The organism is Sphingomonas sp. P3_C6 (assembly GCF_056402595.1).
The window spans coordinates 42,072-66,491 of sequence record NZ_JBFUHB010000008.1 but is presented as its reverse complement, the minus strand read 5'-3'; the positions used below and the strand labels follow the sequence as shown (position 1 = coordinate 66,491).

Sequence of the window (24,420 nt, the reverse complement as noted above, 5' to 3'; positions counted from 1 at the left end):
TCACCCCATCCCCGATGATATTCCCGACAGGAGTGACGACCGTGAAGAAGCTATTACTGGCCGCGGCCTTGAGCGCCTCGGCGCTTGCGATGGCCATGCCCGCCCAGGCGCAGATCCAGGCGACCAGGGAAGATATCCTGTTCTACACCGCCGACTGGACCGGGGAGCGCTTCCCCGATGGCCGGCCCAAGGTGCCCGATGCGATCCTGAAGCGCCTGCTCGACGTGAACACGGAAGAGGCCTGGGGCATCCTGCGCCAGGCCGGGTACAACAACCAGTTCGAGGGCGGTTTCCAGATGGTCCATAACGACCGGCCGTTCGTCGGCCGGGCGCTGACCGTCCAGTATCTTCCGATGCGCCCCGACATGAACAAGGCGATCAGCGCACTCGGCGCCAAGGAGAAGCGCAGCGGCGGGCATAACAGCTGGCCGATCGACATGCTCCAGGTCGGCGATGTCTATGTCGGCGACGGATACGGCAAGATCGTGGACGGCACGCTGATCGGCGACAATCTCGGCAACTCGATCTACGCCAAGTCGAAGACCGGCGTGGTGTTCGATGCCGGTGTGCGCGACGTGGCGGGGCTGGAGGCGATCGACGGCTTCAATGCCTTCACCCGCGGCTATGACCCGTCCTTCATCCAGGAAATGGAGATGTTCCGCATCAACGGCCCGATCCGCATTGGCCGGGCGACGGTGCTGCCGGGCGACCTGATCCTGGCCAAGCGTGAGGGCGTGGTGTTCATCCCGGCGATCATGGCCGAGAAGGTGGTGAAAGGCGCCGAGTATATCGCGATGCGCGATGCGTTCGGCCATCAGATGCTGCGCGAGCAGCGTTTCACCCCGGGCCAGATCGACCAGAAATGGACGCCCGACATCAACGCCGCCTTCCTCAAATGGGCAGGCGAGCATCCCGACCAGATGAAGATGACCAGGGCCGAGCTCCAGGAGATGATGAAGCCGCGCCAATAGGCGAGATCGGGATCCGCCTGGGACGGGCGGGCCTCTCCCTCAGGCGAGATCGAAAAAGTCGACCTCGCCCTTTTCCAGGCTGTAGGTGCTGCCGACGATCCGCAGCCGTTTTTCGGCGATCGGCGTCATCAGCATCGGCTCCGATGCATGGCGAAGCCGGTCCACGATCCGGGAGACATTGCGTCTTACGGATGCTTCTAGCAGGTCCGGCCCGCCTGCCTGCTGGGCCTGCAGAACGGCCGGAATGATCGGCTCGATCATCCGGCCGATCGATCCGGGATAGTTGGTTCCTTTCCGGACCACCGACAGCGCGGCATCGACCGCGCCGCAGCGTTGGTGCCCAAGGACGACGACCAGCGGGACCTTAAGCACCGCGACGGCATATTCGATCGATCCCATCGCCGCCGTGTCGACCGTGTTGCCGGCGTTGCGGATGACGAACACTTCCCCGAGCCCGCGGCCGAACAAAAGCTCCGGCGGCACGCGGGAATCGGAACAGCTGACCAGCGCCGCGACCGGACTCTGCGAGGGCAGCAGCGCACGGCGACGCTCTTCGCTCTTGTCGCGCTCGGCCGGGGTGCCCGTCACATAGACACGATTGCCCTCGCGCAGGAGCTCGAGCGCTTCATCGGGCGTCTTGCGCTTCTCCGGGGGTATCATTTCCTGTGCGCGTGCCGCTCGCGCGCTGAAGGCCGGTATCAGCGGGGCGGACGCTGCCGCAGCAATCAGTGTACGACGTGAGATCATATGACGCCTCCGACCAAAGGGAGCCCGCCGGGGCGGAAAATCAGTCTGCGCCACCCCGATCATGCGCTCAGAGGATTTAGAAGTATTGGTCAGTCGGCGACAATGGACAACATGTGCGAATTCCGGTGGCTAATCGGTGTATAAATAATTAATCTGTGAAGATTTTCCAATAGGCTGTTAAGAATATTGGAAATGTTAATGCGAGATGCATCCGAAAGTGGATTTATCTCTTGGATAACTTTGCGATGCCGTACTCATCGTCGCGCCCGGTTGCCGTCAGACAGTCCTGTCAGGGCGCGCCAGTCTTGCCCTCCGCCGTCACCATATAGTCGCGCTTGGCATTCTGGCTGCGCGCGATGCCGATAATCATGAATTCGAGCGGCGCCGTACCGGTCTGAGCAAAGGCGCGGCTTTCGCCGAGCGCGGCCGGTATTGCGTCCCCCGTCCTGATCGTGACGGTTTCGCCCTGGATCGTCGCCGTGCCTTCGCCGCCGATCACATAATAGACCTCGGCCATATCCTTGCGGACGGCGGGACCGACACTGGTTCCGCCGGGCAGCAGGAGATGGTCGACATAGGACCAGGTGGAATAGAAGGAGGACGGATCGAGCCCGCGATGGAACATCACAATGCCCTTGCCGCCCATGAAGTTCGTGACGGGTTTATCGAGCGACCTGGACAGGTTCATCGTGATGAATTGCGGAACAACGTCCTTCGCCGCGCCGACGCGCCCGTCGTCGCGATTGTTCGCATCATAGAAATGCGGCAGCAGGCCGACATTGATGTTCATCCATTGAACCGGGCGGTTCGACTGGTTGGTGATCGCATGGCTATGCCCCAGCCGGGTCACCGCACCGGCCGGCCCCTGCAGTGTCGAGGTCCGGCTGTCGACGGAGAATTCGGCTTCCCCGTCCAGGATGACGAACATCTCCTCGCAATAATTGTGGAAATGCTCGCCGATCCCGCCGCCCGGCGGCAGCACGCCACGGTGCAGGAAATAGAGATTCACGCCCAGGTTGAACTTAGCCCCGCGCGTCTTGCCATCGGGGTTGTCGTTCCACAGCGCCATATAGTTCATCGGCCCGGAGCCATTATGCACCGCGGGATGGGCGGGGTAGCTCGCCAGATTCCCGTCGCCGCCATGTGCAATCCGCTCGGCCAGCGGGACATGGGTCTTCGAAAGCGGGCTTGAGGCGGTGTACGGATCTTCGGGCAGATCCATGCCGACCGGCTGTGCCGACGCGATCGACGGCACCAGCGCCGCCAGCAGACAGGACAAAAGAATTCCGGCCTTCACGTAAACTCTCCTCCCATTATTTTTGCAGCCCGGTACGGACCGGCCGAGGCGAAGAGCCCATCGATGCAGGCGCCCGCGACCTGGTGGATCGTGCGGGGCAGCGGTCGCCGGGCGGCGCAACTCAGCTACCGTCCGATCACACCATGTCGTTCGCAACCTCCTTTGCCATCAGCCTCGCGAGACGACGTTCGGAAAATTCGGCGAAGAGCGGCCTGGCCCGTTCCAGATCCTTCTCGCGAAGCGCGGCACGGGCTTCGCCCAGCAATTGCCAGTCACTCGATTCAGGGTTGCTCATCTTGCTCTCCGGACAACGATGTGAGGAGATTGAGCGAAAAGCCGGCGTGCGTCCAGCGGGCGCTTTGGCGGACGATCGCCGGGCAGCTCAACGCCGTGATATCGCCCTCAGCCGAGTTCCTGGGCGAGCCCGATGAGGAGACCTTCGGGGCCGCGGATGTAGCAGAGCCGATAGGTGTCTCCATATTGCACCAGCTCGCCCACGAGCTGCGCGCCGTGGTGGCCGAGTCTTTCGAGCGTGTCGTCGATATCGTCGACGGCGAACATGACGCGGAGATAGCCCAGGGCGTTGACCGGCGCGTTGCGGTGATCCGAGACGATGGCGGGCGCGAGAAAGCGGGACAGCTCGAGCCGGCTATGGCCGTCCGGCGTGCGCATCATGGCGATCTCGACATGCTGATCGCCCAGGCCGGTGACGCGCCCGGCCCATTCTCCTTCGATCGTGGCGCGGCCCTCGAGCTCCAGGCCGAGCTCGCGAAAGAAGTCGATCGTCGCGTCGAGATCCTCGACGACGATTCCGACATTGTCCATCCGCTTGATCGCCATATGTCCCATCCATCGCTGTTGTCCGGGACGGGAACTCTTAAGCTCGGCGGCCGGGCGAGCAAGGTAGGTGAGGCAGGGCGTGAGCAGGGCGGTGCCGCGCGACGTCAGGCGGCGTCGCTTTCCGGATGCTCGGGCAGGGGTGCCGCGACCGGGGGACAGTCGGCGAAAGGCGAGCGGCCGGTCACCGGCAGCGGATGCGGATAGCCGAGCAGGAAACCCTGTGCCTCGTCGCACCCCTCGCGTCGCAGCGCGATCATTTGCTGCTCGGTCTCGATCCCTTCGGCCAGAACCGGGATCGCGAGACTCTTGCCCAGCGCGAGGACGGCACGGACGATCGCGGTCGCCTGGGGGCTGTCTTCGAGTTCGGAAACGAACATCCGGTCGAGCTTGATCTTGTCGAACGGGAAGGCGCGCAGCGTCTCCAGCGAGGAATAGCCGGTGCCGAAATCGTCGAGCGCGACGCCGACGCCGAGCGCCTTGATCTGGCGCAGCACATGCAGTGCATGGACGCGGTCGGTCATGATCGCCGTCTCGGTCAGCTCGATCTCCAGCCGGCGCGGCGGCAAACCGGTCTCCAGCATGATCTGGTGGAACAGCCGCGGCAGCTCGGCATGGGCCAGCTGCACCGCCGATACGTTCACCGCGACCTTGGATTGGTGCTCCCACGCCACGGCATCGGTGCAGGCGCGGCGCATAACCCATTCGCCCAGCGCGAGGATCAGGCCATTTTCCTCGGCGATCGGGATGAAGACGTCCGGCGGGATCGGGCCGCGTACCGGATGGGTCCAGCGCGCCAGCGCCTCATAGCCGGTGACTTCATGTGTCGTGACCGATGCCTGGACCTGATAATGCACCTGGAGCAGGTTGTTTTCGATCGCGGCGCGCAGGTCGCTGGCCAGCTCGCGCCGGTCGCGGATCGCCTCGTCCAGCTCGGCGTCGTAATAACAGGGCGCGACCGCTCCCTCGCTCTTGGCGCGGTACATGGCCAGATCGGCATTGTTCGTCAGGACGTGCGCGTTGGGGGCATCCTGGGGATAGATGGCGACACCGATGCTCGCCCCGACCCGCGCTTCGAACGCACCGAGCGAGACCGGCGCATCGATCGCCGCCGCCATCCGCGCGATGAAGCCGGTCAGGTGCGTGCGGTCGGTGAAGCGGAGGATCGCGACGAATTCATCGCCGCCCAGCCGCGCGATCATCTCGCCCCGGCTCATTGCGGTGCGCAGCCGCTGCGCGAGCGTGGTCAGCACCTCGTCGCCGGCTTTATGGCCATGGACGTCGTTGATTTCCTTGAAGCGATTGAGGTCGATCGCGACCACGGCGAGCTGCGCGCCGCTCTCCTGCGCGATCTCCAGCTGGCGGGTGAGTCGTTCCTGGAAGCTTGCCCGGTTGGGCAGCCCGGTCAGGGTGTCGTTCATCGCCATGTGATGGAGCCGCTCCAGCGCGTCAGAGCGGCTCCAGCGGTCGATCAGCGCGGCGAACACGCCGGTCGCGATCACCACCAGTCCGACCAGGGCGGTGGCAAGGCCGAGTGCCTGCATCTGTCCGGGCTCGAGCGGTGTCGTGCTCAGCCGCAGCGGTGTGATGCGCATCGCCGTCATCGCGACGAAGTGCAGCGTCGCGATGGCGCTGACGAACAGGCCGGTGCCGGTCGCGATACGCGCGATACGATAGCGGCCGAGCGTCGCCGAGCAGAGTGCAGCCAGGGCCGCAGCGCTCAGGATCGTCGAACACAGCACCGACGCCGCCACGAAGGGCCAGCGCCATTCGACCACGCCGTCGATGCGATAGGCGGCCATGCCGATGAAATGCATGGTCGAGATGGCAAGGCCGACCAGCCCGCCGCCAAGGATCGAACGCACCATGTTCCGCCGCGACGCTGCCAGCGCAAAACCAAGGCCGGTACCGGCGATGGCGACGATCAGCGACACGATCGTCAACACCGGATCGAGGGTGACCGGCACGCGCGGTTCATACGCCAGCATCGCGACGAAATGCGTGCACCAGATCGTCGCGCCGGCGCCGACCGCGGTCAGGAACAGCCAGCCGAAATGCTGTCCGCCGACCGTCGCCCGGGCACGGTCGAACATCTGGACAATGGCGAAGGCACCCGTGCAGCAGACGAAGATGGCGAGCAGCACGAGCCACGGATTATGGTCTCTCGCGATGCACAGGGCGACGTCGATCATGCATGTGCTTTCGCAATAGGTCCGACGCGCGCGGGCACCGAAAGAGGCCTCTTCCCTGAGGTCGAGCCCGTTAAAATGAGGTGAAGCCTTTACGGCAGGTTATAAATCTTCGATTTCATGTCGTTAAGGTACGATAACAAACCACCATCACGCCGTTATGGCAGTCTCCATCGCCCGGCGGATCGCGTCCTTCATCTGCTCTGGCGTGAAGGGCTTATTGACGGCGATCACCTGCTGGCCGGTCAGGTCGAGCGCGCTGGCGTCGGCATAGCCGGTGATGATGATCGCGGGCAGGTCGGGGCGGATCTGGCGCGCGCGGCGCACCACTTCGGCGCCGGAGACATGCGGCATGGCATAGTCGCTGACGATCAGATCGACCGTGTCCGGCGCCCGGTCGAGCAGGTCGAGCACCGTCGGCCCATCCGCCGCCGCCACGGGGAGGTGCCCCAGATCCTCAAGCAATGCAGCGGTCGTCGCCCGCACGCCTTCATGGTCGTCGACCAGCAGGATGTTGAGCCGGCTCTCCCCGCCCGGCGTCTCGGTGGTCTGGCCCGGAGCGGCCCGGACGGCGCACGCGGCGGCGCGAGGCAGCCATAGCGCCACGCTGGTGCCGTCACCCTCGCGGCTGGCGATGCGCACCGTGCCGCCGGATTGGTTGGCGAAGCCATGGACCATGGAGAGGCCAAGCCCTGTGCCCTTGCCGATGTCCTTGGTGGTGAAGAACGGCTCCATCACGCGTTCGAGCAGGTCGGGCGCGATGCCGCAACCGGTATCGGCCACCGTCAGCACCACATAATCGCCCGGCGGCAGGTCGAGATCGTCGCGCGCCGCGACCGCCGCGTTGCGCGCCGAGATCCGGATCGTGCCGCCCTCGGGCATCGCGTCGCGCGCGTTGATCGCCAGGTTCATGATGGCGAGTTCGAGCTGCGCCTCGTCGGCATAGGGATGCGCCACATCGGGCTCGATCTCCCAGGCGATCTCCACCAGCCCGCCAAGTGTGTGCGACAGCAGATTGCTGACCGACTCCGACAGGGCGATCAGGTCGATCGCGGCCGGCTCGAGCTTCTGCTTGCGGGCAAAGGCGAGCAGGCGCGAGACGAGCTCGCTGCCCTGACCGGCCGCATGCTGGGTCATCGCCAGGATCTTGCGATGCTCCTCGGCCAGCGGCACGCGCCGCTCGATCATGCCGAGCCCACCGATCACCGCGGCGAGCAGATTGTTGAAATCATGCGCGATGCCGCCAGTCAGCTTGCCGATCGCGTCCATCTTGCGCACATGGAGCAGTTGGGTCTCCAGGTCCTTGCGCTCGGTCACGTCGAGCAACGTGCCGGCATATTCCATCGGCTTGCCGTCCAGGTCGCGCAACAGCACCGCCTGGTCGAGCACATGGCGATAACGCCCATCGGCATGCTGCCAGCGATATTCCATCGCCAGCGGCGCGCCGTGTCCGCGACCCTTCAGCGTTGCCTCGACGCGCTCCCGGTCCTCCGGGTGGAGGCGGTCGTGCCACAGCGTCGGGGCACGGCTGATCTCTTCCAGGTCGAACCCGGTCATCGCGGTGAAATCGCCGCTGATCAGCTTCGGCCTCCGGGGGTGGGCGCCCTCGGTCTCCAGATAGAGCAGGATCGGCAGCGACTGGATGATCGCGCCCTGGCGCTGCTCGGCCAGGCGAAGCGCCCGCTCGGCGCGCAGGCGCTCGTCATTGGCCTTCAGGGTCGCGTCGAGCAGGTCCTGCTCGGCCTGCGCCTTGCGCCGTATCTCCAGCGTCATCTGGAACAGGTCGACGAACACCGCGACCTTCGACCGCAGCACGATCGGCTCGACCGGCTTGAACACATAATCCACTGCGCCCATCGAATAGCCGCGGATCAGGTGCTCGGTCTCCTTGTTGACGGCGGAGAGGAAGATGATCGGGATTCGCTTGGTCTGCTCGCGGCCGCGCACCATCTGCGCGACCTCATATCCGTCCATGCCCGGCATATAGACGTCGAGCAGGATCACCGCGAAATCCCCGCGCAGCAATTCGCGCAGTGCCTCGGGCCCCGATTTGGCGACGACGACATCGCCGACATCCTCGAGCACGGTGCGGATAGCGAGCAGGTTATGCTCGTCGTCGTCGACCACCAGGATACGCGCCCGCGCCGATGGTTCGGGCACGATCTTCAGCAGTGGCGCTGTCTCGGCGACCGTCACGGGCTGCACCGCGAAAGGCTTTCGCGCCATTGGCTCACTCCGCTGCCGTCGCGACACGTACCGTCGGCGCCGGCCGGCCGCGCGATCGGGCGACCCAGACGCGAAGCAGGGCTAGCAGCAGTTCGATATCGACCGGCTTTGCGATATAATCGGAGGCACCGGCGTCGAGGCATTTCTGGCGGTCGCCCTTCATCGCCTTGGCCGTCACCGCGATCAGCGGGATATCGGCAAGCGCCGGAAGAGCGCGGATACGCTGCATCGTTTCGTATCCGTCCATCTCCGGCATCATGATATCGATCAGCGCCAGGTCGATGCCGGGTGTCTGTTCCAGGATCAGGATACCGTCCTTGCCACCCTCGGCGTGCACGACCTCGACGTCGTAGCTCTCCAATACGCTCGTGAGGGAATAGATGTTCCGGATATCGTCATCGACGATCAGCATCTTCGATCCCGCAAGTTCGGGCACCTCGGGCAGGCCGGAAACCGGCTCGGCGCCGTCGATGATCGTCGAGGCCGCCGCCGGCGGCCCGCTCCGCGCGACGCGGGCGAGATCGCGGAACACCGCCGACAATGCCTCGGGCGCAGCCGGCTTCTCGGTCACGCCGAATGCCCCCATGTCCATCGCCATGGCCAGCTTGTCCGCGCCGGAAATGACATGGATCGGCAGGTGCATGGTCTGCGGTTCATGGCGCAGCAGGTCGAGCAGCACGAAGCCGTCTATGTCGGACAGGCCCAGGTCGAGCGTGATCGCATTCGGCTGCATCTTGCGCGCCAGCGCCAGCGTGCCGGCGCCCGCGGTCGAGACCACGCCCTTCAGTCCCGCCTCGCGCGCGATGTCGAGCAGGATCGAGGCGAAGGTCGGATCGTCCTCGACAATCAGCACGAACGGCGAATCGTCCAGCGAATCCCGGTCGTCGGTCACGTCGATCGGCGCCGGCAGCGCATTGGGCACGATCGCACCACTATTGTCGTAGCGCGCCGTGGTCGTCGCGGCGGCTCCGGTGCCGGCATCCATTGCCTGGAGCGGCACGAACAGGGTGAAGGTCGATCCCTCGCCCGGCGTCGATCGCACCTTCAGCTCGCCACCGAGCAGCCGGGCGATCTCGCGGCTGATCGACAGGCCAAGGCCGGTGCCGCCATATTTGCGGCTGGTGGTGCCGTCGGCCTGCTGGAACGCCTCGAAGATCAGCTTTTGCTTGTCCTGCGGAATGCCGATGCCGGTGTCGGTCACCGCGATCTCGATGGCGCGATCGGCATTGCGCAGCACCGGATGGTTGCTGCTCCACCCGCCCCGGACGCTGCCGACGGATAGCGTGACCGATCCGTGCGCGGTGAACTTGAAGGCGTTGGACAGCAGGTTGAGCACCACCTGTTGCAGCCGCTTCTCGTCGGTGCGGATGGTGGTGGGCAGGTCGCTGTCGAATTCGACCCTGAACTCCAGATTCTTGTCCGCGGCGAGCTGGCGGAAGGTCCGCTCCATATGCTGTTTCAGCCCGTGCATCGGCATGTCGCCAAGCTCGATCGAGACGGTACCGGATTCGATCTTGGACAGATCGAGAATGTCATTGATCAGGTTGAGCAGGTCCGACCCGGCCGAGTTGATCGTGCGCGCGAACTCGGTCTGCTTCTCGTTGAGATTGCCCTGCGGATTGTCCGCCAGCAGCTTCGACAGGATCAGCAGCGAATTGAGCGGCGTGCGCAGTTCGTGCGACATGTTGGCGAGGAATTCGGACTTGTATTTGGAGGTGAGGGCAAGCTGCTCGGCCTTCTCCTCCACCGCACGCCGCGCCATTTCGATTTCGAGATTCTTCGCCTCGACCTGCTTCTTCTCATTCTCCAGCAGCTGCGCCTTTTCCTGCAGCTCCTCGTTGGTGGCGTGCAGCTCTTCCTGCTTGGTGGTCAGCTCGGTCTGGCGCGCCTGAAGCTCCTGCGTCAGCAGCTGCGACTGTTTCAGCAGGCCCTCGGTGCGCATCGTCGCGGCGATGGTGTTGAGCACGATGCCGACCGATTCCATCAGCTGGTCGAGGAAGGTCTGGTGCGTCTCGTTGAACTCGCTGAACGAGGCGAGCTCGATCACCGCCTTCACCTCGTCCTCGAACAGGGCGGGCAGGATATTGACGTTGGTCGGCGCCGCATGGCCGAGGCCGGAGCTGATCTTGATGAAATCGGCCGGCATGTTCTGCAGCAGGATCGGGCGTTTGTCTGCGGCCGCCTGGCCGACCAGCCCTTCGCGCAGCTTGAATTCGGTCTTCAGCGCGCTGCGATTCTCCGCGCCATAGCTCGCGGCGAGTTCGAGCACGGTTTCGTCATTGTCGCGGCTGGTGACGTAGAACACGCCGTACTGCGCGTTCACCAGCGGCGCGAGCTCGGTCATGATCAGGTTGGAGACGGTGGTCAGGTCGCGCTCGCCCTGCAGCATGCGGGAGAAGCGGGCGAGGTTGGTCTTCAGCCAGTCCTGCTCCGCATTCTTCAGCGTCTGCTCCTTCAGGTTGCGGATCATCTCGTTGATATTGTCCTTGAGCGAGGCCATCTCGCCCGAGGCCTCCACCGCGATCGACCGGGTAAGGTCGCCCTTGGTCACCGCCGTCGCCACATCGGCGATCGACCGCACCTGGTTGGTCAGGTTGGCGGCGAGCTGGTTGACGTTGTCGGTCAGGTCGCGCCACAGGCCGGCGGCGCCCGGCACGCGCGCCTGTCCGCCCAGCCGGCCCTCGATGCCGACCTCGCGCGCCATGTTGGTCACCTGGTCGCCGAAGGTGGAGAGCGTCTCGATCATGCCGTTGATCGTGTCGGCCAGCGCCGCGATCTCGCCCTTCGCATCCACCGCCAGCTTGCGCTTGAGATTGCCCTGCGCCACCGCGGTGACCACGTCCGCGATGCCGCGCACCTGGTTGGTCAGGTTGGTCGCCATCAGGTTGACGTTGTCGGTCAGGTCCTTCCACGTGCCGCCGACGCCCGGCACCTGCGCCTGTCCACCCAGCTTGCCCTCTGTGCCGACCTCGCGCGCCACGCGCGTCACTTCGGAGGCGAAGCCGTTGAGCTGATCGACCATCACGTTGATGGTGTTTTTCAACTCCAGGATCTCGCCCTTCACGTCGACGGTGATCTTCTTGGACAGATCGCCCTTCGCCACCGCGGTCGTCACCTCGGCGATGTTGCGAACCTGACCGGTTAGATTGTCCGCCATCAGGTTAACGTTATCGGTGAGGTCCTTCCACGTGCCGGCGACGCCACGCACTTGCGCCTGGCCGCCGAGCTTGCCTTCGGTGCCGACCTCGCGCGCCACTCGCGTGACTTCGGAGGCGAAGCTGTTGAGCTGGTCCACCATGGTATTGATGGTGTCCTTCAGCTCGAAGATCTCGCCCTTCACGTCCACCGTGATCTTCTTGGACAGATCGCCCAGCGCCACCGCCGTCGTCACCTCGGCGATGTTGCGCACCTGGCCGGTCAGGTTTGCGGCCATCGCGTTCACATTCTCGGTCAAATCCTTCCAGGTACCGCCGACACCCTGCACCTGCGCCTGTCCGCCAAGCCGGCCCTCGGTGCCGACCTCGCGCGCCACGCGGGTCACTTCGGACGCGAAGGAGTTGAGCTGGTCGACCATCACGTTGATGGTGTCCTTCAGCTCCAGGATCTCACCCTTCACATCGACGGTGATCTTCTTGGACAGGTCGCCGCGCGCCACGGCGGTGGTCACCTCGGCGATGTTACGTACCTGCCCGGTGAGGTTGCCGGCCATCAGGTTGACGTTGTCGGTCAGGTCCTTCCACGTACCGGCCACGCCTTCGACCTGCGCCTGTCCGCCCAGCTTGCCTTCCGATCCCACTTCGCGCGCCACGCGCGTCACTTCGGAGGCGAAGCCGTTGAGCTGATCGACCATCACGTTGATGGTGTCCTTCAGCTCCAGGATCTCGCCCTTCACATCGACGGTGATCTTCTTGGACAGGTCGCCGCGCGCCACGGCGGTGGTCACCTCGGCGATGTTGCGCACCTGGCCCGTCAGGTTGGCCGCCATCAGGTTCACATTGTCGGTCAGGTCGGCCCAGGTGCCCGCCACGCCCGGCACCTGCGCCTGTCCGCCCAATTTGCCTTCGGTACCCACCTCGCGCGCCACCCGCGTGACTTCGGAGGCGAAGCCGTTGAGCTGGTCCACCATCGTGTTGATGGTGTTCTTCAGCTCCAGGATCTCACCCTTCACATCGACGGTGATCTTCTTGGAAAGGTCGCCCAGCGCCACCGCCGTCGTCACCTCGGCGATGTTACGCACCTGGCCGGTCAAATTGTCGGCCATCAGGTTGACGTTGTCGGTCAAATCCTTCCACGTGCCGCCGACGCCCGGCACCTGCGCCTGCCCACCCAGCTTGCCCTCGGTGCCCACTTCGCGCGCCACGCGCGTCACTTCGGAAGCGAAGCCGTTCAACTGGTCCACCATCACGTTGATGGTGTTCTTCAACTCCAGGATCTCGCCCTTCACATCGACCGTGATCTTCTTGGAAAGATCGCCCGATGCCACCGCGGTGGTCACCTCGGCGATGTTGCGCACCTGGCCGGTCAAATTGTCGGCCATCAGGTTGACGTTGTCGGTCAGATCCTTCCACGTACCGGCGACGCCTTCCACGCGCGCCTGTCCGCCCAGCTTGCCTTCGGTGCCCACCTCGCGCGCCACGCGCGTCACCTCGGACGCGAAGCTGTTGAGCTGGTCGACCATGGTGTTGATGGTGTTCTTCAGCTCCAGGATCTCGCCCTTCACCTCCACCGTGATCTTCTTGGAAAGGTCGCCCGATGCCACCGCGGTGGTCACCTCGGCGATGTTGCGCACCTGCCCGGTCAGGTTGGTCGCCATGGCGTTGACGTTGTCGGTCAGGTCCTTCCAGGTGCCGGCGACGCCGCGCACGGTGGCCTGTCCGCCCAGCTTGCCCTCGGTGCCCACTTCGCGCGCCACGCGCGTCACCTCGGATGCGAAGGAGGCGAGCTGCTCGACCATGGTGTTCACCACCTTGCCGATGCGCAGGAATTCGCCGCGCAGGGGGCGGCCGTCGATCTCGACCGTCATGGATTGCGACAGGTCGCCCTTCGCCACCGCACCGATCACGCGCGCGACCTCGGCGGTCGGCTGCACCATGTCCTCGATCAGTTCGTTGACCGACCGGATCGCGCTTTCCCACCCGCCGGTCGCAGACTTTACCCGGCCGCGCTGGGTGATCTTGCCTTCCTTGCCGACGACGCGCGACAGCCGCTCGAATTCCTCGGTCATCTGCTGGTTCAGCCCGACGACCTCGTTGAACAGGGTGGCGAGTTCGGCATCGGGTCCGTGCAGGTCTTCGGGCAGGCGCGTGGTGAAATCGCCGCGGCGGAGCGCGCGCAGGGCGGTCACGATTTGGCGGCGATCGAGCGATTCACGAGGAGATTCGACGTTCAAGCTCAGCTCCCTGGCACATCCCCGCCCAAGGTTTTCGTCCGGCCCCCCGGCCTCGCACCGCATAACATACCGAACGCTCGCGTAACGGCCACAGGATTTTTCGACGTGGCGGGCACCTGATTCTGCCCGCCGCAAACAAGATGGCGGCAGGAAATCAGAAGAAGGCCGATGATCCTTGATGCAGATCAGACTATCGAGGCGGCCCTTTATGTTGCCGCCGTCGGGTTTATGGAGAGGGGATGTGCAACGACTATCGGCTCGAACTCCCCGGCGCGACCCTGATCGACGGCTTTGCCGACCTCGACATCGACATCCGCTTCCCGGAAGGCCTGCCCAATATCGAGCCGCGCGCCGACATCAGGATCACCGATACGGCGCCGATGGTTCGGTCGGTGACGGGGCAGCGTGCCGCGGGCGAGCTGGTCCAGCGCCGCTGGAGCTGGCCCGGGCCGAACCGCAAGCCGGTCTATAATTTCCGCTCCGACGGGCGAGAGTTCGCAAATGGCCGGTGCCTGATCCCGGCCGACGGCTTCTACGAATTCACCACGCCGGATGACCCGAAGAAGAAGCGCAAGGACAAATGGCTGTTCACCGTGAAGGACCAGCCCTGGTTCTGCATCGCCGGCCTGTGGCGGACGAGCGATGTGGGGGAAGCCTTCACCCTGCTGACGATGGAGCCGGGCCCTGACATCACGCCCTATCACGACCGCCAGATCGCCATCCTCGACCGCTCGCGCTGGGCCGACTGGCTCGATCCGACGGTGCCGGCGCGCGCGGTGCTGCACGCGCTCCCGGCGGGCACCCTCGCGGTGGAGCAGGTCGGTTAGCGAAGCGTCCACCCGATCCTCCCTTGCCTAAATCCATATATCTATTATCGTGGATATATGGACAAAGACTCATCCATCGCGGTACTCTCAGCTCTCGCCCAGGGCACGCGTCTCGACGCCTTCCGCCTTCTCGTCCGGCACGAGCCTGACGGCCTCGCAGCGGGCGAGGTCGCCAGGGCGCTCGACGTGCCGCAGAACACCATGTCGGTGCATCTCGCGACACTGGCACGCGCGGGCCTGATCCGCTCCGAGCGGCGCAGCCGCGTCATCAACTATCGCGCCGATCTCGACCAGCTGAAGGCGCTCACCCTGTTCCTCGTGAAGGATTGCTGCGGGGGCAGGGCGGAGCTTTGCGAACCGCTGATCGCCGAGCTCAACCCCTGCTGCTGAAGGCTGTCATGCCCGTCGACCTCATCATCTATCACAATCCCGACTGCGGCACGTCGCGCAACACGCTGGCGATGATCCGGAACGCCGGCATCGAGCCGCACGTCGTCGAGTATCTGAAGACGCCGCCGAACCGGCCCATGCTCGTGTCGCTGATCGCGCGGATGGGCATCACGCCGCGCGCCCTGCTGCGCGAGAAGGGCACGCCCTATGCGGCGCTTGGCCTGGGCGATCCGGCGCTGACCGACGACCTGCTGATCGACGCAATGATCGCGCATCCGATCCTCATCAACCGGCCGATCGCCGTCTCGCCGCTCGGCGTGAAGCTGTGCCGTCCTTCCGAGGAAGTGCTCGATCTGTTGCCGGCCGCGCAGCGTGGCGCGTTCGTCAAGGAAGATGGCGAGCAGATTGTGGACGATGCAGGCAACAGGATCGGCGCGTGACCACCCTCACGCCGGCGAGGCCCGCGATCAGCATGTTCGAGCGCTATCTGAGCGTCTGGGTCGCGCTGTGCATCGTCGCCGGGATCGCTCTCGGTTATGTCTTGCCGGGCCTGTTCGGCGCGATCGCGGCTGCCGAAGTGGCGCGGGTCAACCTCGTGGTCGCCATCCTCATCTGGCTGATGATCATTCCCATGTTGCTCAGGATCGACCTGCGCGCGCTTGGGTCGGTCCGGCAGCACTGGAAGGGTGTCGGCGTTACGCTGTTCATCAACTGGGCGGTCAAGCCGTTTTCGATGGCCTTGCTCGGCACCTTGTTCCTGGGCTGGCTGTTTCGGCCGCTGCTGCCGGCAACCGAGGTCAGTTCCTATATCGCCGGTCTGATCCTGCTTGCCGCAGCACCCTGCACGGCGATGGTGTTCGTGTGGTCGAACCTCTGCGAGGGCGACCCGACCTACACGCTGAGCCAGGTCGCGCTGAACGACATCATCATGGTTTTCGCCTTCGCGCCGCTGGTCGGCCTGCTGCTCGGGGTGGCCTCGATCACGGTGCCCTGGGATACGCTGCTGATCTCGGTGACGCTCTACATCATCGTGCCGGTCATCGTTGCGCAGATCGTCCGGAGCGTCGTGATCGGATCGGGCGGGCAGGCCGGGCTTGACCGCTTGCTGGGAAGGCTCGGGCCGATCTCCCTGACGGCGCTGCTGACCACCCTTGTGCTGCTGTTCGGCTTCCAGGGCGAAGCGATCATCGCGCATCCGCTCGTCATCGCCCTGATCGCGGTGCCGATCCTGATCCAGGTCTATTTCAACGCAGGGCTCGCTTATTGGTTGAGCCGCCGGTTCGGGATCGCATGGTGCGTGGCCGCGCCTGCCGCGCTGATCGGGGCATCCAACTTCTTCGAGCTGGCGGTGGCCGCGGCGATCAGCCTGTTCGGGCTCGACTCCGGCGCCGCGCTCGCCACGGTCGTGGGCGTGCTGGTCGAGGTGCCGGTGATGCTCTCGGTCGTCATGATCGTGAAGCGGACGCGGCCCTGGTATGAAGGAGGAATACGCGCATGAGCCGCCTGCGAACGCTGTCCGACGCGGCGGTGCTACCCGCCCTCGATACCGGGTGCGCCACGCACCGGCCCGCCGCCGGCCTGGGCGACGACCAGCCGCCGCCACGCATCCTGCTGCTATACGGCTCGCTCCGCGACCGCTCGTTCAGCCGCCTTGCCGTGGAGGAGGCGGCCCGCCTGCTGATCTTCTTCGGCGCCGAGGTGCGGATATTCGATCCCACTGATCTGCCGCTCCCGGATCAGGTGAAGGGCGACGATCATCCCGCCGTGCACGAACTTCGCGAGCACGCGCTCTGGTCGGAGGGCATGGTCTGGTGCAGCCCGGAACGGCATGGCCAGATCACCGGCATCATGAAGGCGCAGATCGATCACCTGCCGCTCGAGTTCGGCGGCATGCGGCCGACCCAGGGCCGCACCCTGGCCGTCATGCAGGTGTCGGGCGGGTCGCAGTCGTTCAACGCGGTGAACACGCTGCGCCTGCTCGGCCGGTGGATGCGGATGATCGCGATCCCCAACCAGTCGAGCGTCGCGATGGCGTTCAGGGAGTTCGACGACGCCGGGCGCATGCGCCCGTCCAGCTATTATGACCGGATCGTCGACGTGATGGAGGAACTGGTCCGGTTCACCGTCCTCACGCGCGGGCATGCCGGGCAACTGGTCGATCGCTATTCCGAGCGAAAGGCGGCGCAGGCGACGCGCGACGCCGCCGCTGACCTTGCGTCGCAGGCGGTCGCCTAGCCTTGCGGTGCGGCAGGTCGGTGTAGAGCGATGCCGGGCAGCCGGTTGAAGAAGGGCTGCCGGACACCGGAACGGCTGCCACGCGCCCTATAGCCCCCCACTAAGCGTCAGTGTCATCGCGCGCGGCGCGATCGGGTTGAGCAATCCCGAGTTGCCGACATTCCAGGCGAAGCGGTCCGTAACATTGGTCACGCGCGCACGAAGGGTGAAGGGCTTGCCGTCGAGCGTGATGGCCTGTCGCAGGCCGAGGTTGAGAATTACGTATGACGGCAGCGTGAAGCTGTTCGCCCGGTCGCCGTAACGCTGCGAGCGGAAAGTCATTCCGCCGTCGATCGTCAGCCGGTCGATCCACGGCACGCGCCAGGTCGCATTGGCGAGCGCCACCGCGGACGGGCGGTTGATCGGATGGACGCCGTATAGCCCCAGATCGACCAACTCGCCGCTGGCACGGGCGTCGAGATAGGTCGCACCCATCACGACGCTGAGGCGCGGCGTGAGCGGGCCTGCCAGCGACAGTTCCGCACCCCGATGCCGCACCGCCCCAACGAAGCTGAAGGCGCCGCGCGCATCGATGCCAAGCAGTGGTTTGGAGAGGTCGAACAATCCCGCGATGAACGTCGGCCCGCCGGGGATCGGATATTTGAGCCCCAGCTCGGACTGGCGCGAGATCGCGGCCGGCAGGATGGCGCCGCGATTGACGGCGTTCGCCGGCGCTATGCCGGATTCCTCCAACCCGCGCGTGAAGCTGGCATAGCCGGTCAGTGCCGGAGTGATAGCGACGGAGAGTGCTCCGCCATAGAGCCAGGGACGGCTCGCATTGTGCGTCAACGAGCCGTCAAGCGCACGCGCCTGCTTCACATAGTCGACGCGCTGAACGTCGGCACGTACCTCCGCCCCATCACCGATCGACAGCCGGTAGCCCAAGCCGGCGGTCCATTGGCCCACATCGTCGCGCAGTCGCCGCGGGTCGAGCGTCACCGCCGGACGATCCCGTTCCGGCGGGTTGTCCATGTCGGGATATTGGCCGAGCTGAAACGCTGTGCCCGGGTCGCTCGAGGCCATGCTGTCCCGGCGACGAACCATGACCAGCAAACGGTGCTGGAGCGAACCCGTCGCGAAGCGTTTGGCAGCGGTGATTTCAGCGGAGATCGAGCTGCGCGTCTCGGCGCCATACAATAGTCCGCTGGCTTCGGCGGGCGCGCCGCCCCGCGGCAAGCTGATCAGGCTGAAGACGTTGCGCTGATAGGGAAGCGAAGATCGGAAAGCGGACGCGCCGAAGGTCCATCCTGCACCGGCATCGATATCGGCCATGACCCCGGCGAGGTCGCTTGTGTTGCTCACCTCCATCCACGCCTGGGTGCGATCGGTGCCTCGGCGGATCCGGGCCGGTGGAACCCCGGTGCTCGAATAGGAAATGCTTGCGCCGCGCGTGAAAAGGTTCCGGCTCCAGATGCCGGTCAGGCGGATGCCGGGCGATGGCCGCCAGCGGGGAACGATACCGAAGGCTACGAAATCGCCGCGGGTACCATCCGTATATCGCTGGGCCAGGCTGAGCTGAACGCCACCCGCCGCGCTAAGACCGCCCCCCGCCGTCATGGCAGCGACACGCGGCAGCGCCACCGGGCCCGATCCGCCCCACCACCCGGCCTCGATCGTGGCATGTACGCCTGGCACGCCGTCGGTCAGCGCATATTGCACCACCCCCGACGGTGCGGCGAAATCGGTTCGCAGGGCGCTGACGCCGACCCTGATCGCAGTGCCTTGGGTGACCGGCTGAAGCAGCCCGGCGGCACGAACGAAATAGTGATCCTCGATGCGGTAGTTGCCGGCGCTCTGCAGGTCGAAGCCGCGTACCTCGCTTTCGCTGTACAGTCCGACATCCTCTATGCCGATCCGTCGGCCGAACGCGTCGTCCGATTCGCGCACCACGTCCCGGGCTTCGGCGGGCCGTGGCGAAGCGCTCTGGGCGTAGGCGGCGGGCGCGAGGAACAATGTCAGGGACAAGACGAGGCAACGCATTCTGGCAGTCTCCGGCGGTGGAGCAATTGCGGTGCGCGGCTGAGGGACCGTGGATCGATAGGCTTGGTACGAACGGCGCGTCTGCGGGACGAACGGCGCTTCGCGCGCGCGGGAACGCGCGCTACCAAGGGGTATGAAAACGAACGTGCATCGATGGGTCTGGGACCAGCAGATCCCGCTGGCGGCGGGAGCGTTGCTCGCCTTGTTCGGGTTCGTGCTTGGCTATGGAATGGGCGGCGCGGCGCTGCAGCTCAACCCGTTCGCGCCCGAGCACCCCGCCGAGGCGCCGTTCATCAAGATGATCGTGTGGAGCCTGGCACTGGCCATCGGCTGTGGATGCCGCGAGCCGGTGGCGAACCTGCTTGCGCGGCGGGGGTCGCCGCTGCTGCTGCTGGCGCTGGCGTTCGCCCCGGTGATGATCGCCGATCTGCTTGCCTCGCGTTTCGCGATCGGGATTTCGGGATACCCGACCTGCGCGCCCGGCGCGGTACCGTTACCCGCCCTTGTCAGCTTCCTGCCGCGCGGCGCGATCCTGGGCACGGCGGTGCTGCTATCGCTGCTTGCCTGGGGCCAGCACCTGGCACGCCGCGCCGCCGCTGAGGCTGCGGAACTCGAGCCGATCGTCGCCTACCCGGAACCTGGCGAAAAGCCCTTACGGGACGGCGAATGGCTGGCGCTGCCGGAGGCACCRCTCCTGCGGTTGCGTATCGCCGATATCGTGCTGATCCGGTCGGCCGGAAATTATAGCGAGGTCGTCGCTAACGGTCGCGCACATCTCGTCCGTGTCCCCCTGACCGACCTTGCCCACCGGCTCGCACCGATGGGTTTCATCCGTGTGCATCGCCAGACCGTGGTCAACGGGCGCCAGGTACGCGAGATTCGAAAGGGAGCGGGCGGCCACCGGATCGTCGAGTTGCTGTGCGGCGTCTCGGTCACGCTCGGCCGGAGTTACGCACAATCCGTTCTTTCGCGGGAGTGATCGCCGGTTGCAGGTCGAAGCTCGATCCAGGCCGCGCGCCCGCGGCCTTGCTGTTGCCTCACCACCAGCACCACTCCCGCGCAGCGGATTCGTGTAGGCGACGAATTGTCGATCCTGGAAGTTGCCATACAGTCATTTTCGTCGTCCAGTGTCGATCGGCCTTCTGTCAACCAACGTCGAAACGGCGTTCGGGCTCATGCTGCCCTTCTTCAGCTTCGATCATAAGGTTGCCGACAACCCTGGCGTTCGGCACTCGCGTGCACGGGCAAGGGGAGACGACCTGGTGGCAGTCTCCCCAATCTTTCCGCCAATAACGTCCGTCAGCTATCATGGACCGCGGCGGCGGCCTTGCGGATGACGTCGATCACGACATCGGGTTGTGACAGCATTGGCACGTGACTGCTCGCGACCTCGGTGACCTGAGCGCCCATGCGGCCCGAGACCCAGCGCTGTAGGTCGGGATTCACTGTGTGGTCCTCGGTCGCGAGCACATACCAGCTCGGCTTGTGCCGCCAGGCGACCTGCTCCGCGGTCAGCTTCTGCTGATTGAGCACGTCCGCGTCGGGGGCGAAGTGGGTCGCCCACACAAGCTTCTGCTCCGCCTCGGGAAGATCGCCGCAAAAGAAGCGCGTGCCTTCCGGCTTCAGCCACGCTCGGCCGTCCGCGATCTCGACATGGCCGAAGATGTCGGAGGGATATTGGTCGAGCTGTCCCTGCACGGTCTCGCCCACATCGGGCGCGACGGCGGAAATATAGACCAGGCCGACGACGCGATCGTCCATGCCCGCGCCGGTGATGGTCGCGCCGCCATAGGAATGGCCGACCAGGATAACCGGGCTGCCCACGCGGTTCATCGTGCGCTTGATCGTCGCCAGATCCTCTTCATAGGAATCGAGGCCGTACTGGACGGCGATGACCTCATGCCCGTCCGCTTGCAGTGTCGGGATGACCTTGCTGAAGCAGGAGCCGTCCGCCCACAAGCCGTGACAGAAGACGATAGTGGGGTTGGACTTTGCTGACATCTTGCATCTCCCTCGTTGATCGAAGGCGTGACGAGTAAATTCGGCTTCTATTGACGACAAAGACTTTGTAGGTTCGATCTATGCCTTGAAGGTATAGGAGGGAATCTCGATGGAGCTTCGCCATCTGCGCTATTTCGTTGCGGTTGCGGAGGAGGGCAGCCTGCTGAACGCCGCCCAGCGCCGATTGAACACGTCGCAGCCGTCGTTGAGCAGGCAGATTCGCGATCTGGAACTCGAAATCGGCGTGACGTTGTTCGAACGGCAGGCGCGGGGCGTCGTGCTGACGACCGCGGGGCGCGTCTTTCTCGACCATGCCCGGCTGGCGCTTTTGCAGGTCGAGGCCGCGATTGATGGCGCCCAACGGGCGGCACAGCCCAAAAGGCCCGTACTGTCGATGGGGTTTCTGGTTGGGCTGGAGGTCACCTGGCTACCGCACTTGTTGCGTATCATCCGAGAGGAAGCGCCGGAGATCGAAGTGACGCTGTGCAGTCTGTCTTCCCCGGAACTCGCTCTGGCATTGATGCGCGGGAAGCTGGACATGGCCTTTCTTCGCCCCGAGAAACAGAGCCTGGGGCTATCCTTCAAATTGCTGGCGAAGGAGCCGCTGATCGTCGTGCTGCCCGCTGGTCATCGCCTGGCATCGCACAGGCGGATTCGGCCGCAGGATCTTGCGCGCGAGATTTATGTCAGTTCGGCGAGAACGTCTCCCGTCCTGCAATCCGTGATCCAGGATTACGCATCGAGCGTCGGGATTGCGCTAAGGCCGAAATACGAAGGCGAGAATATTTCATCGGCAATGTCACTTGTCGCATCCACGGGCGGCGTGACTCTTGTCCCACATTATGCGCAGAATATGTTGACGCCGAACGTCGTTGCCAGAGGGCTCGAGGGCGAGAGCCCGACCGTTGATCTCACGCTGGGATATGCTGAGGCAAATGCGTCACCCTTGCTTCGCCGACTCTTGTCGCGTGCCGACGAATTGATCGAAAGCGTTCAAAATCAGAGCATCATCCGATATGCCGAAGCTCCATTGTAAGGGGCGGGCCAATCGTGTGCGCTGGCAGTCCATCAAGGCACATCATCGCGCCGACGATCACTCGCCGTTCGCATCGACCATGAAGACCATCGTCTTGCCGCGGGATGCCGGCTCCCACCCCGCCGATAACGCTGCGCGGACCCCCCGGGCGGCAATTACGTCGTTGATTTGGGAACGACCCTTGGGCAACCCTTTCAACAGGCGTTTGGGCGTGGGAAATTCCAGTAGCGCCTCGCGCTGGCTGTCCACCTGCCGAAGGGAGACCGTCATGCCCTTCCAGCCGTCGGCCGTGAATTGCGGCTCCCGCTGAAGCTGCCACTCATATTTCAGGCCATCGATATCGACGATGCCAGCCAGACTACGTACATGAACCATGGCCCGCCGTACCAGCTATGCGGCGTCTTTCCATCAGGGTATGCCGGTCCGATCGACGATCGTGCGTTCCGGAAGCGGGCGTCAGTGGTTGGGAAGCGCTTCGTCTGACCCGAATGTCTGCCTTTGGGCCTCCCGCACAAAGAACTACGCGCCTCCCGAAATAACCCGCGCTCACGTTGCCCTATGTCAGGGCATGGCAGGCGGCCGAAAATAGGCGACCATGTGCGCGACATAATCCGCCTTGCCGAGCTCGATGCCCTGGGCGCGAAGGATCGAATAGGCGGTCACCACGTGGAAATAGAATTGTGGAAGCGCCCAGTCGCGGGCGTACTGCTCCGCCGTCAGGTCGAGCGTCATGCCGTTCGGCAACGCGTGCGCGATCATCGTTGCAGGATCGATGGCGATGCCTGCCGCCGCCGAGGATTCTACCACCGTCAGGGTCTCGGCGATCCGGGCTCGCGCGTCGGCAAGCGTGCCAGGCCGCTCACCAGCGTTGCGCCCCTCGTCGAGCAGCGTCTGGAGCGACGCCGGGAAATCTTGCTTGCGTAGCCGGAACACGCCCTCCTGCGCCTGTCGGCAGGCGAAGCGAACCTGTGTCGCCAGGGGGAACATGTCCGGCGCGAGCCGCGCGGTCAGCAGCGCCTCCGCGTCGTCGCCCGGCCGCTGTGCCTCGGCCTTGGCAAGCCATGCCGACAGGGTGCCCAACATCTGCACGTAAGTCGGGACGAGAAGGTCTGACGGCGTCATGGGCGTTTGCTTTCGGTGAAGGGTCCGGGGTTTGATCCAAGCTGGTACCGGCACGGCGGTCAAGCGATCTGAATCCCGGGTGATGCCCGCCGCACGACGATATCGGCGACCGGCAGCTATCGGGACGGGAGACGGCGAAAGCTGCCGGTCGCCCGTGCCGCTTGCGCCGTCAGGTCTTTTGGGCTAGACACTGAACCATATGGTTCAGTTTATGCCGGCCAGCCTTGATGCTTCCTTCGCGGCGCTGTCGGACGCGACGCGGCGCGGCGTGCTGGAGCAGCTGGCGCGCGCGGACGCATCGATCTCCGCTCTGGCGGGAAGTTTCGACATGACCCTCACGGGCATGAAGAAGCATGTCAGCATTCTGGAACAGGCGGGCCTCGTCACGACGGAAAAGGTCGGGCGGGTACGGACGTGCAAGCTGGGTCGCCTCGATTTCGAGACCGAGATCGCGTGGATGGACCAGCAGCGCCGGCTCTGGGCGGCGCGCTTCGATGCGCTGGACAGGATTGTCGAGGAACTGAGAGCGAAGGAGAATGAAGATGCGCCCGATTGATGCCGACGCCACCGTTGAGCGAACATCCGACCGCGAGCTCGTCGTCACGCGGATCGTCAGGGGCCCTGCGCGGCTCGTGTACGAGGCCTGGGCCCGGCCCGACCTGTTCAGGCGGTGGTGGGCGCCGGCATCCTTCGGGGTGACCATCGTCTCCTATGAGGCCGACGTCCGCACCGGCGGCACCTACCGCCTGGAGATGGGCCATCCGTCGTCGGAACAGACCATGGCATTCTATGGCCGGTACCTCGACGTGGTCCCGAATGCCCGCATCGTCTGGACCAACGACGAGGGCGACCAGGACGGCCCCGTCACGACGGTGACCTTCGAGGAGAGCGACGGCGATACGCTCGTAACTGTCCACGACCGCTACCCCTCGAAGGAATCGCTCGACGAGGCGATCGCTTCCGGCAGCACCAGCGGTTGGGGTGAGCAGCTCAGGCAGCTTGACGCGATCCTCTCCGATCCAGGCGCCGGTATCGCGGGCGCGTGAGGCTCGGCGGGAGGGGCGGACAGGGCGCTCGACAGGTTGCCGGTCGCCTTGCAGGGCGCGCATCGATGGGTCACGCCGTGATGCCCGT

The 24,420-nt window shown here is 65.0% G+C and carries 21 protein-coding genes; 10 read left to right on the top strand and 11 right to left on the bottom strand.

The window, feature by feature from the left end; all coding sequences use genetic code 11:
• Positions 1-41 precede the first annotated feature (41 nt).
• On the top strand, positions 42-971 hold the full coding sequence (locus tag AC1DT7_RS10765; RefSeq protein WP_478035940.1) for an RraA family protein: 930 nt from the start codon (positions 42-44) through the stop codon (positions 969-971).
• A gap of 39 nt (positions 972-1,010) precedes the next feature.
• Here the strand turns inward: AC1DT7_RS10765 and AC1DT7_RS10760 are convergent, their stop codons facing one another.
• The 7 genes from AC1DT7_RS10760 to AC1DT7_RS10730 form a co-directional block, all read right to left on the bottom strand.
• Complete coding sequence (locus AC1DT7_RS10760) at positions 1,011-1,718, bottom strand: carbonic anhydrase (protein ID WP_478035939.1); 708 nt, start codon at positions 1,716-1,718, stop codon at positions 1,011-1,013.
• Positions 1,719-2,007: 289 nt separating this feature from the next.
• Positions 2,008-3,015: a cupin domain-containing protein gene (locus tag AC1DT7_RS10755; RefSeq protein ID WP_478035938.1), complete on the bottom strand. Its 1,008-nt coding sequence runs from the start codon at positions 3,013-3,015 to the stop codon at positions 2,008-2,010.
• 136 nt (positions 3,016-3,151) lie between these two features.
• Positions 3,152-3,310, bottom strand: coding sequence for a hypothetical protein (locus tag AC1DT7_RS10750; RefSeq protein WP_478035937.1), 159 nt, complete (start codon positions 3,308-3,310; stop codon positions 3,152-3,154).
• Between the two features lie 107 nt (positions 3,311-3,417).
• Positions 3,418-3,855: a VOC family protein gene (locus AC1DT7_RS10745; protein WP_478035936.1), complete on the bottom strand. Its 438-nt coding sequence runs from the start codon at positions 3,853-3,855 to the stop codon at positions 3,418-3,420.
• Positions 3,856-3,959: 104 nt separating this feature from the next.
• Positions 3,960-6,044: a putative bifunctional diguanylate cyclase/phosphodiesterase gene (locus AC1DT7_RS10740; RefSeq protein ID WP_478035935.1), complete on the bottom strand. Its 2,085-nt coding sequence runs from the start codon at positions 6,042-6,044 to the stop codon at positions 3,960-3,962.
• A 147-nt stretch (positions 6,045-6,191) separates the two neighbouring features.
• Positions 6,192-8,267: a response regulator gene (locus AC1DT7_RS10735; RefSeq protein ID WP_478035934.1), complete on the bottom strand. Its 2,076-nt coding sequence runs from the start codon at positions 8,265-8,267 to the stop codon at positions 6,192-6,194.
• 4 nt (positions 8,268-8,271) lie between these two features.
• The gene (locus tag AC1DT7_RS10730; protein ID WP_478035933.1) at positions 8,272-13,656 is read right to left on the bottom strand and encodes a HAMP domain-containing protein; all 5,385 of its coding nucleotides are present in this window, start codon (positions 13,654-13,656) and stop codon (positions 8,272-8,274) included.
• 239 nt (positions 13,657-13,895) lie between these two features.
• Between AC1DT7_RS10730 and AC1DT7_RS10725 the strand changes: the two genes are divergently transcribed.
• Genes AC1DT7_RS10725 through arsH form a run of 5 tightly spaced genes read left to right on the top strand, consistent with a single transcriptional unit; the run spans position 13,896 to position 17,108 of the window.
• Entirely contained in the window at positions 13,896-14,483 is a 588-nt protein-coding gene (locus tag AC1DT7_RS10725; protein ID WP_478035932.1) for an SOS response-associated peptidase family protein, read from the top strand.
• A gap of 57 nt (positions 14,484-14,540) precedes the next feature.
• On the top strand, positions 14,541-14,873 hold the full coding sequence (locus AC1DT7_RS10720) for an ArsR/SmtB family transcription factor (protein WP_478035931.1): 333 nt from the start codon (positions 14,541-14,543) through the stop codon (positions 14,871-14,873).
• Between the two features lie 8 nt (positions 14,874-14,881).
• Positions 14,882-15,313 (top strand): arsenate reductase (glutaredoxin), encoded by a 432-nt coding sequence (gene arsC / locus AC1DT7_RS10715; protein ID WP_478035930.1) that lies wholly within the window; start codon positions 14,882-14,884, stop codon positions 15,311-15,313.
• 32 nt (positions 15,314-15,345) lie between these two features.
• Positions 15,346-16,371 carry an ACR3 family arsenite efflux transporter gene (gene arsB, locus AC1DT7_RS10710; RefSeq protein ID WP_478036023.1) on the top strand — a complete coding sequence of 342 codons (1,026 nt, stop codon included), beginning with the start codon at positions 15,346-15,348 and terminating at the stop codon, positions 16,369-16,371.
• Entirely contained in the window at positions 16,368-17,108 is a 741-nt protein-coding gene (gene arsH / locus AC1DT7_RS10705; RefSeq protein ID WP_478035929.1) for an arsenical resistance protein ArsH, read from the top strand. Before arsB ends, arsH begins: the two co-directional genes overlap by 4 nt.
• An 87-nt stretch (positions 17,109-17,195) precedes the next feature.
• On the opposite strand, the gene AC1DT7_RS10700 is transcribed toward arsH, so the two are convergent.
• Complete coding sequence (locus AC1DT7_RS10700; RefSeq protein WP_478035928.1) at positions 17,196-19,127, bottom strand: TonB-dependent receptor domain-containing protein; 1,932 nt, start codon at positions 19,125-19,127, stop codon at positions 17,196-17,198.
• 145 nt (positions 19,128-19,272) lie between these two features.
• Between AC1DT7_RS10700 and AC1DT7_RS10695 the strand changes: the two genes are divergently transcribed.
• The gene (locus AC1DT7_RS10695) at positions 19,273-20,106 is read left to right on the top strand and encodes a LytTR family DNA-binding domain-containing protein (protein WP_478035927.1); all 834 of its coding nucleotides are present in this window, start codon (positions 19,273-19,275) and stop codon (positions 20,104-20,106) included.
• 320 nt (positions 20,107-20,426) lie between these two features.
• Here AC1DT7_RS10695 and AC1DT7_RS10690 read toward each other — a convergent pair whose 3' ends face one another.
• A complete protein-coding gene (locus tag AC1DT7_RS10690) occupies positions 20,427-21,128 on the bottom strand; it encodes an alpha/beta fold hydrolase (protein ID WP_478035926.1) in 702 nt (233 codons plus the stop codon).
• Between the two features lie 109 nt (positions 21,129-21,237).
• Here AC1DT7_RS10690 and AC1DT7_RS10685 point away from each other — a divergent pair, with 109 nt between their 5' ends.
• Positions 21,238-22,164 (top strand): LysR family transcriptional regulator, encoded by a 927-nt coding sequence (locus tag AC1DT7_RS10685; RefSeq protein WP_478035925.1) that lies wholly within the window; start codon positions 21,238-21,240, stop codon positions 22,162-22,164.
• 57 nt (positions 22,165-22,221) lie between these two features.
• Here AC1DT7_RS10685 and AC1DT7_RS10680 read toward each other — a convergent pair whose 3' ends face one another.
• Together AC1DT7_RS10680 and AC1DT7_RS10675 are read right to left on the bottom strand one after the other, a co-directional pair.
• A complete protein-coding gene (locus AC1DT7_RS10680; RefSeq protein WP_478035924.1) occupies positions 22,222-22,539 on the bottom strand; it encodes a hypothetical protein in 318 nt (105 codons plus the stop codon).
• A 186-nt stretch (positions 22,540-22,725) separates the two neighbouring features.
• Positions 22,726-23,286, bottom strand: a complete 561-nt coding sequence (locus AC1DT7_RS10675; RefSeq protein WP_478035923.1) for a DUF1993 domain-containing protein — start codon at positions 23,284-23,286, stop codon at positions 22,726-22,728.
• A gap of 211 nt (positions 23,287-23,497) precedes the next feature.
• Between AC1DT7_RS10675 and AC1DT7_RS10670 the strand changes: the two genes are divergently transcribed.
• On the top strand, positions 23,498-23,842 hold the full coding sequence (locus tag AC1DT7_RS10670) for an ArsR/SmtB family transcription factor (protein WP_478035922.1): 345 nt from the start codon (positions 23,498-23,500) through the stop codon (positions 23,840-23,842).
• A complete protein-coding gene (locus AC1DT7_RS10665; RefSeq protein ID WP_478035921.1) occupies positions 23,829-24,332 on the top strand; it encodes an SRPBCC domain-containing protein in 504 nt (167 codons plus the stop codon). Before AC1DT7_RS10670 ends, AC1DT7_RS10665 begins: the two co-directional genes overlap by 14 nt.
• The last annotated feature ends 88 nt before the right edge of the window (positions 24,333-24,420 follow it).

Bases quoted from the DNA above. Each gene is read 5' to 3' on its own strand.
- AC1DT7_RS10670 (WP_478035922.1), top strand. From the start codon at position 23,498: ATGCCGGCCAGCCTTGATGCTTCCTTCGCGGCGCTGTCGGACGCGACG.
- AC1DT7_RS10675 (WP_478035923.1), bottom strand. From the start codon at position 23,286: ATGACGCCGTCAGACCTTCTCGTCCCGACTTACGTGCAGATGTTGGGC.
- AC1DT7_RS10740 (WP_478035935.1), bottom strand. From the start codon at position 6,044: ATGATCGACGTCGCCCTGTGCATCGCGAGAGACCATAATCCGTGGCTC.
- AC1DT7_RS10745 (WP_478035936.1), bottom strand. From the start codon at position 3,855: ATGGCGATCAAGCGGATGGACAATGTCGGAATCGTCGTCGAGGATCTC.
- AC1DT7_RS10700 (WP_478035928.1), bottom strand. From the start codon at position 19,127: ATGCGTTGCCTCGTCTTGTCCCTGACATTGTTCCTCGCGCCCGCCGCC.
- arsH (WP_478035929.1), top strand. From the start codon at position 16,368: ATGAGCCGCCTGCGAACGCTGTCCGACGCGGCGGTGCTACCCGCCCTC.
- AC1DT7_RS10725 (WP_478035932.1), top strand. From the start codon at position 13,896: ATGTGCAACGACTATCGGCTCGAACTCCCCGGCGCGACCCTGATCGAC.
- AC1DT7_RS10735 (WP_478035934.1), bottom strand. From the start codon at position 8,267: ATGGCGCGAAAGCCTTTCGCGGTGCAGCCCGTGACGGTCGCCGAGACA.
- AC1DT7_RS10690 (WP_478035926.1), bottom strand. From the start codon at position 21,128: ATGTCAGCAAAGTCCAACCCCACTATCGTCTTCTGTCACGGCTTGTGG.
- AC1DT7_RS10760 (WP_478035939.1), bottom strand. From the start codon at position 1,718: ATGATCTCACGTCGTACACTGATTGCTGCGGCAGCGTCCGCCCCGCTG.
- arsB (WP_478036023.1), top strand. From the start codon at position 15,346: ATGTTCGAGCGCTATCTGAGCGTCTGGGTCGCGCTGTGCATCGTCGCC.
- AC1DT7_RS10750 (WP_478035937.1), bottom strand. From the start codon at position 3,310: ATGAGCAACCCTGAATCGAGTGACTGGCAATTGCTGGGCGAAGCCCGT.
- AC1DT7_RS10685 (WP_478035925.1), top strand. From the start codon at position 21,238: ATGGAGCTTCGCCATCTGCGCTATTTCGTTGCGGTTGCGGAGGAGGGC.
- arsC (WP_478035930.1), top strand. From the start codon at position 14,882: ATGCCCGTCGACCTCATCATCTATCACAATCCCGACTGCGGCACGTCG.
- AC1DT7_RS10720 (WP_478035931.1), top strand. From the start codon at position 14,541: ATGGACAAAGACTCATCCATCGCGGTACTCTCAGCTCTCGCCCAGGGC.
- AC1DT7_RS10665 (WP_478035921.1), top strand. From the start codon at position 23,829: ATGCGCCCGATTGATGCCGACGCCACCGTTGAGCGAACATCCGACCGC.
- AC1DT7_RS10680 (WP_478035924.1), bottom strand. From the start codon at position 22,539: ATGGTTCATGTACGTAGTCTGGCTGGCATCGTCGATATCGATGGCCTG.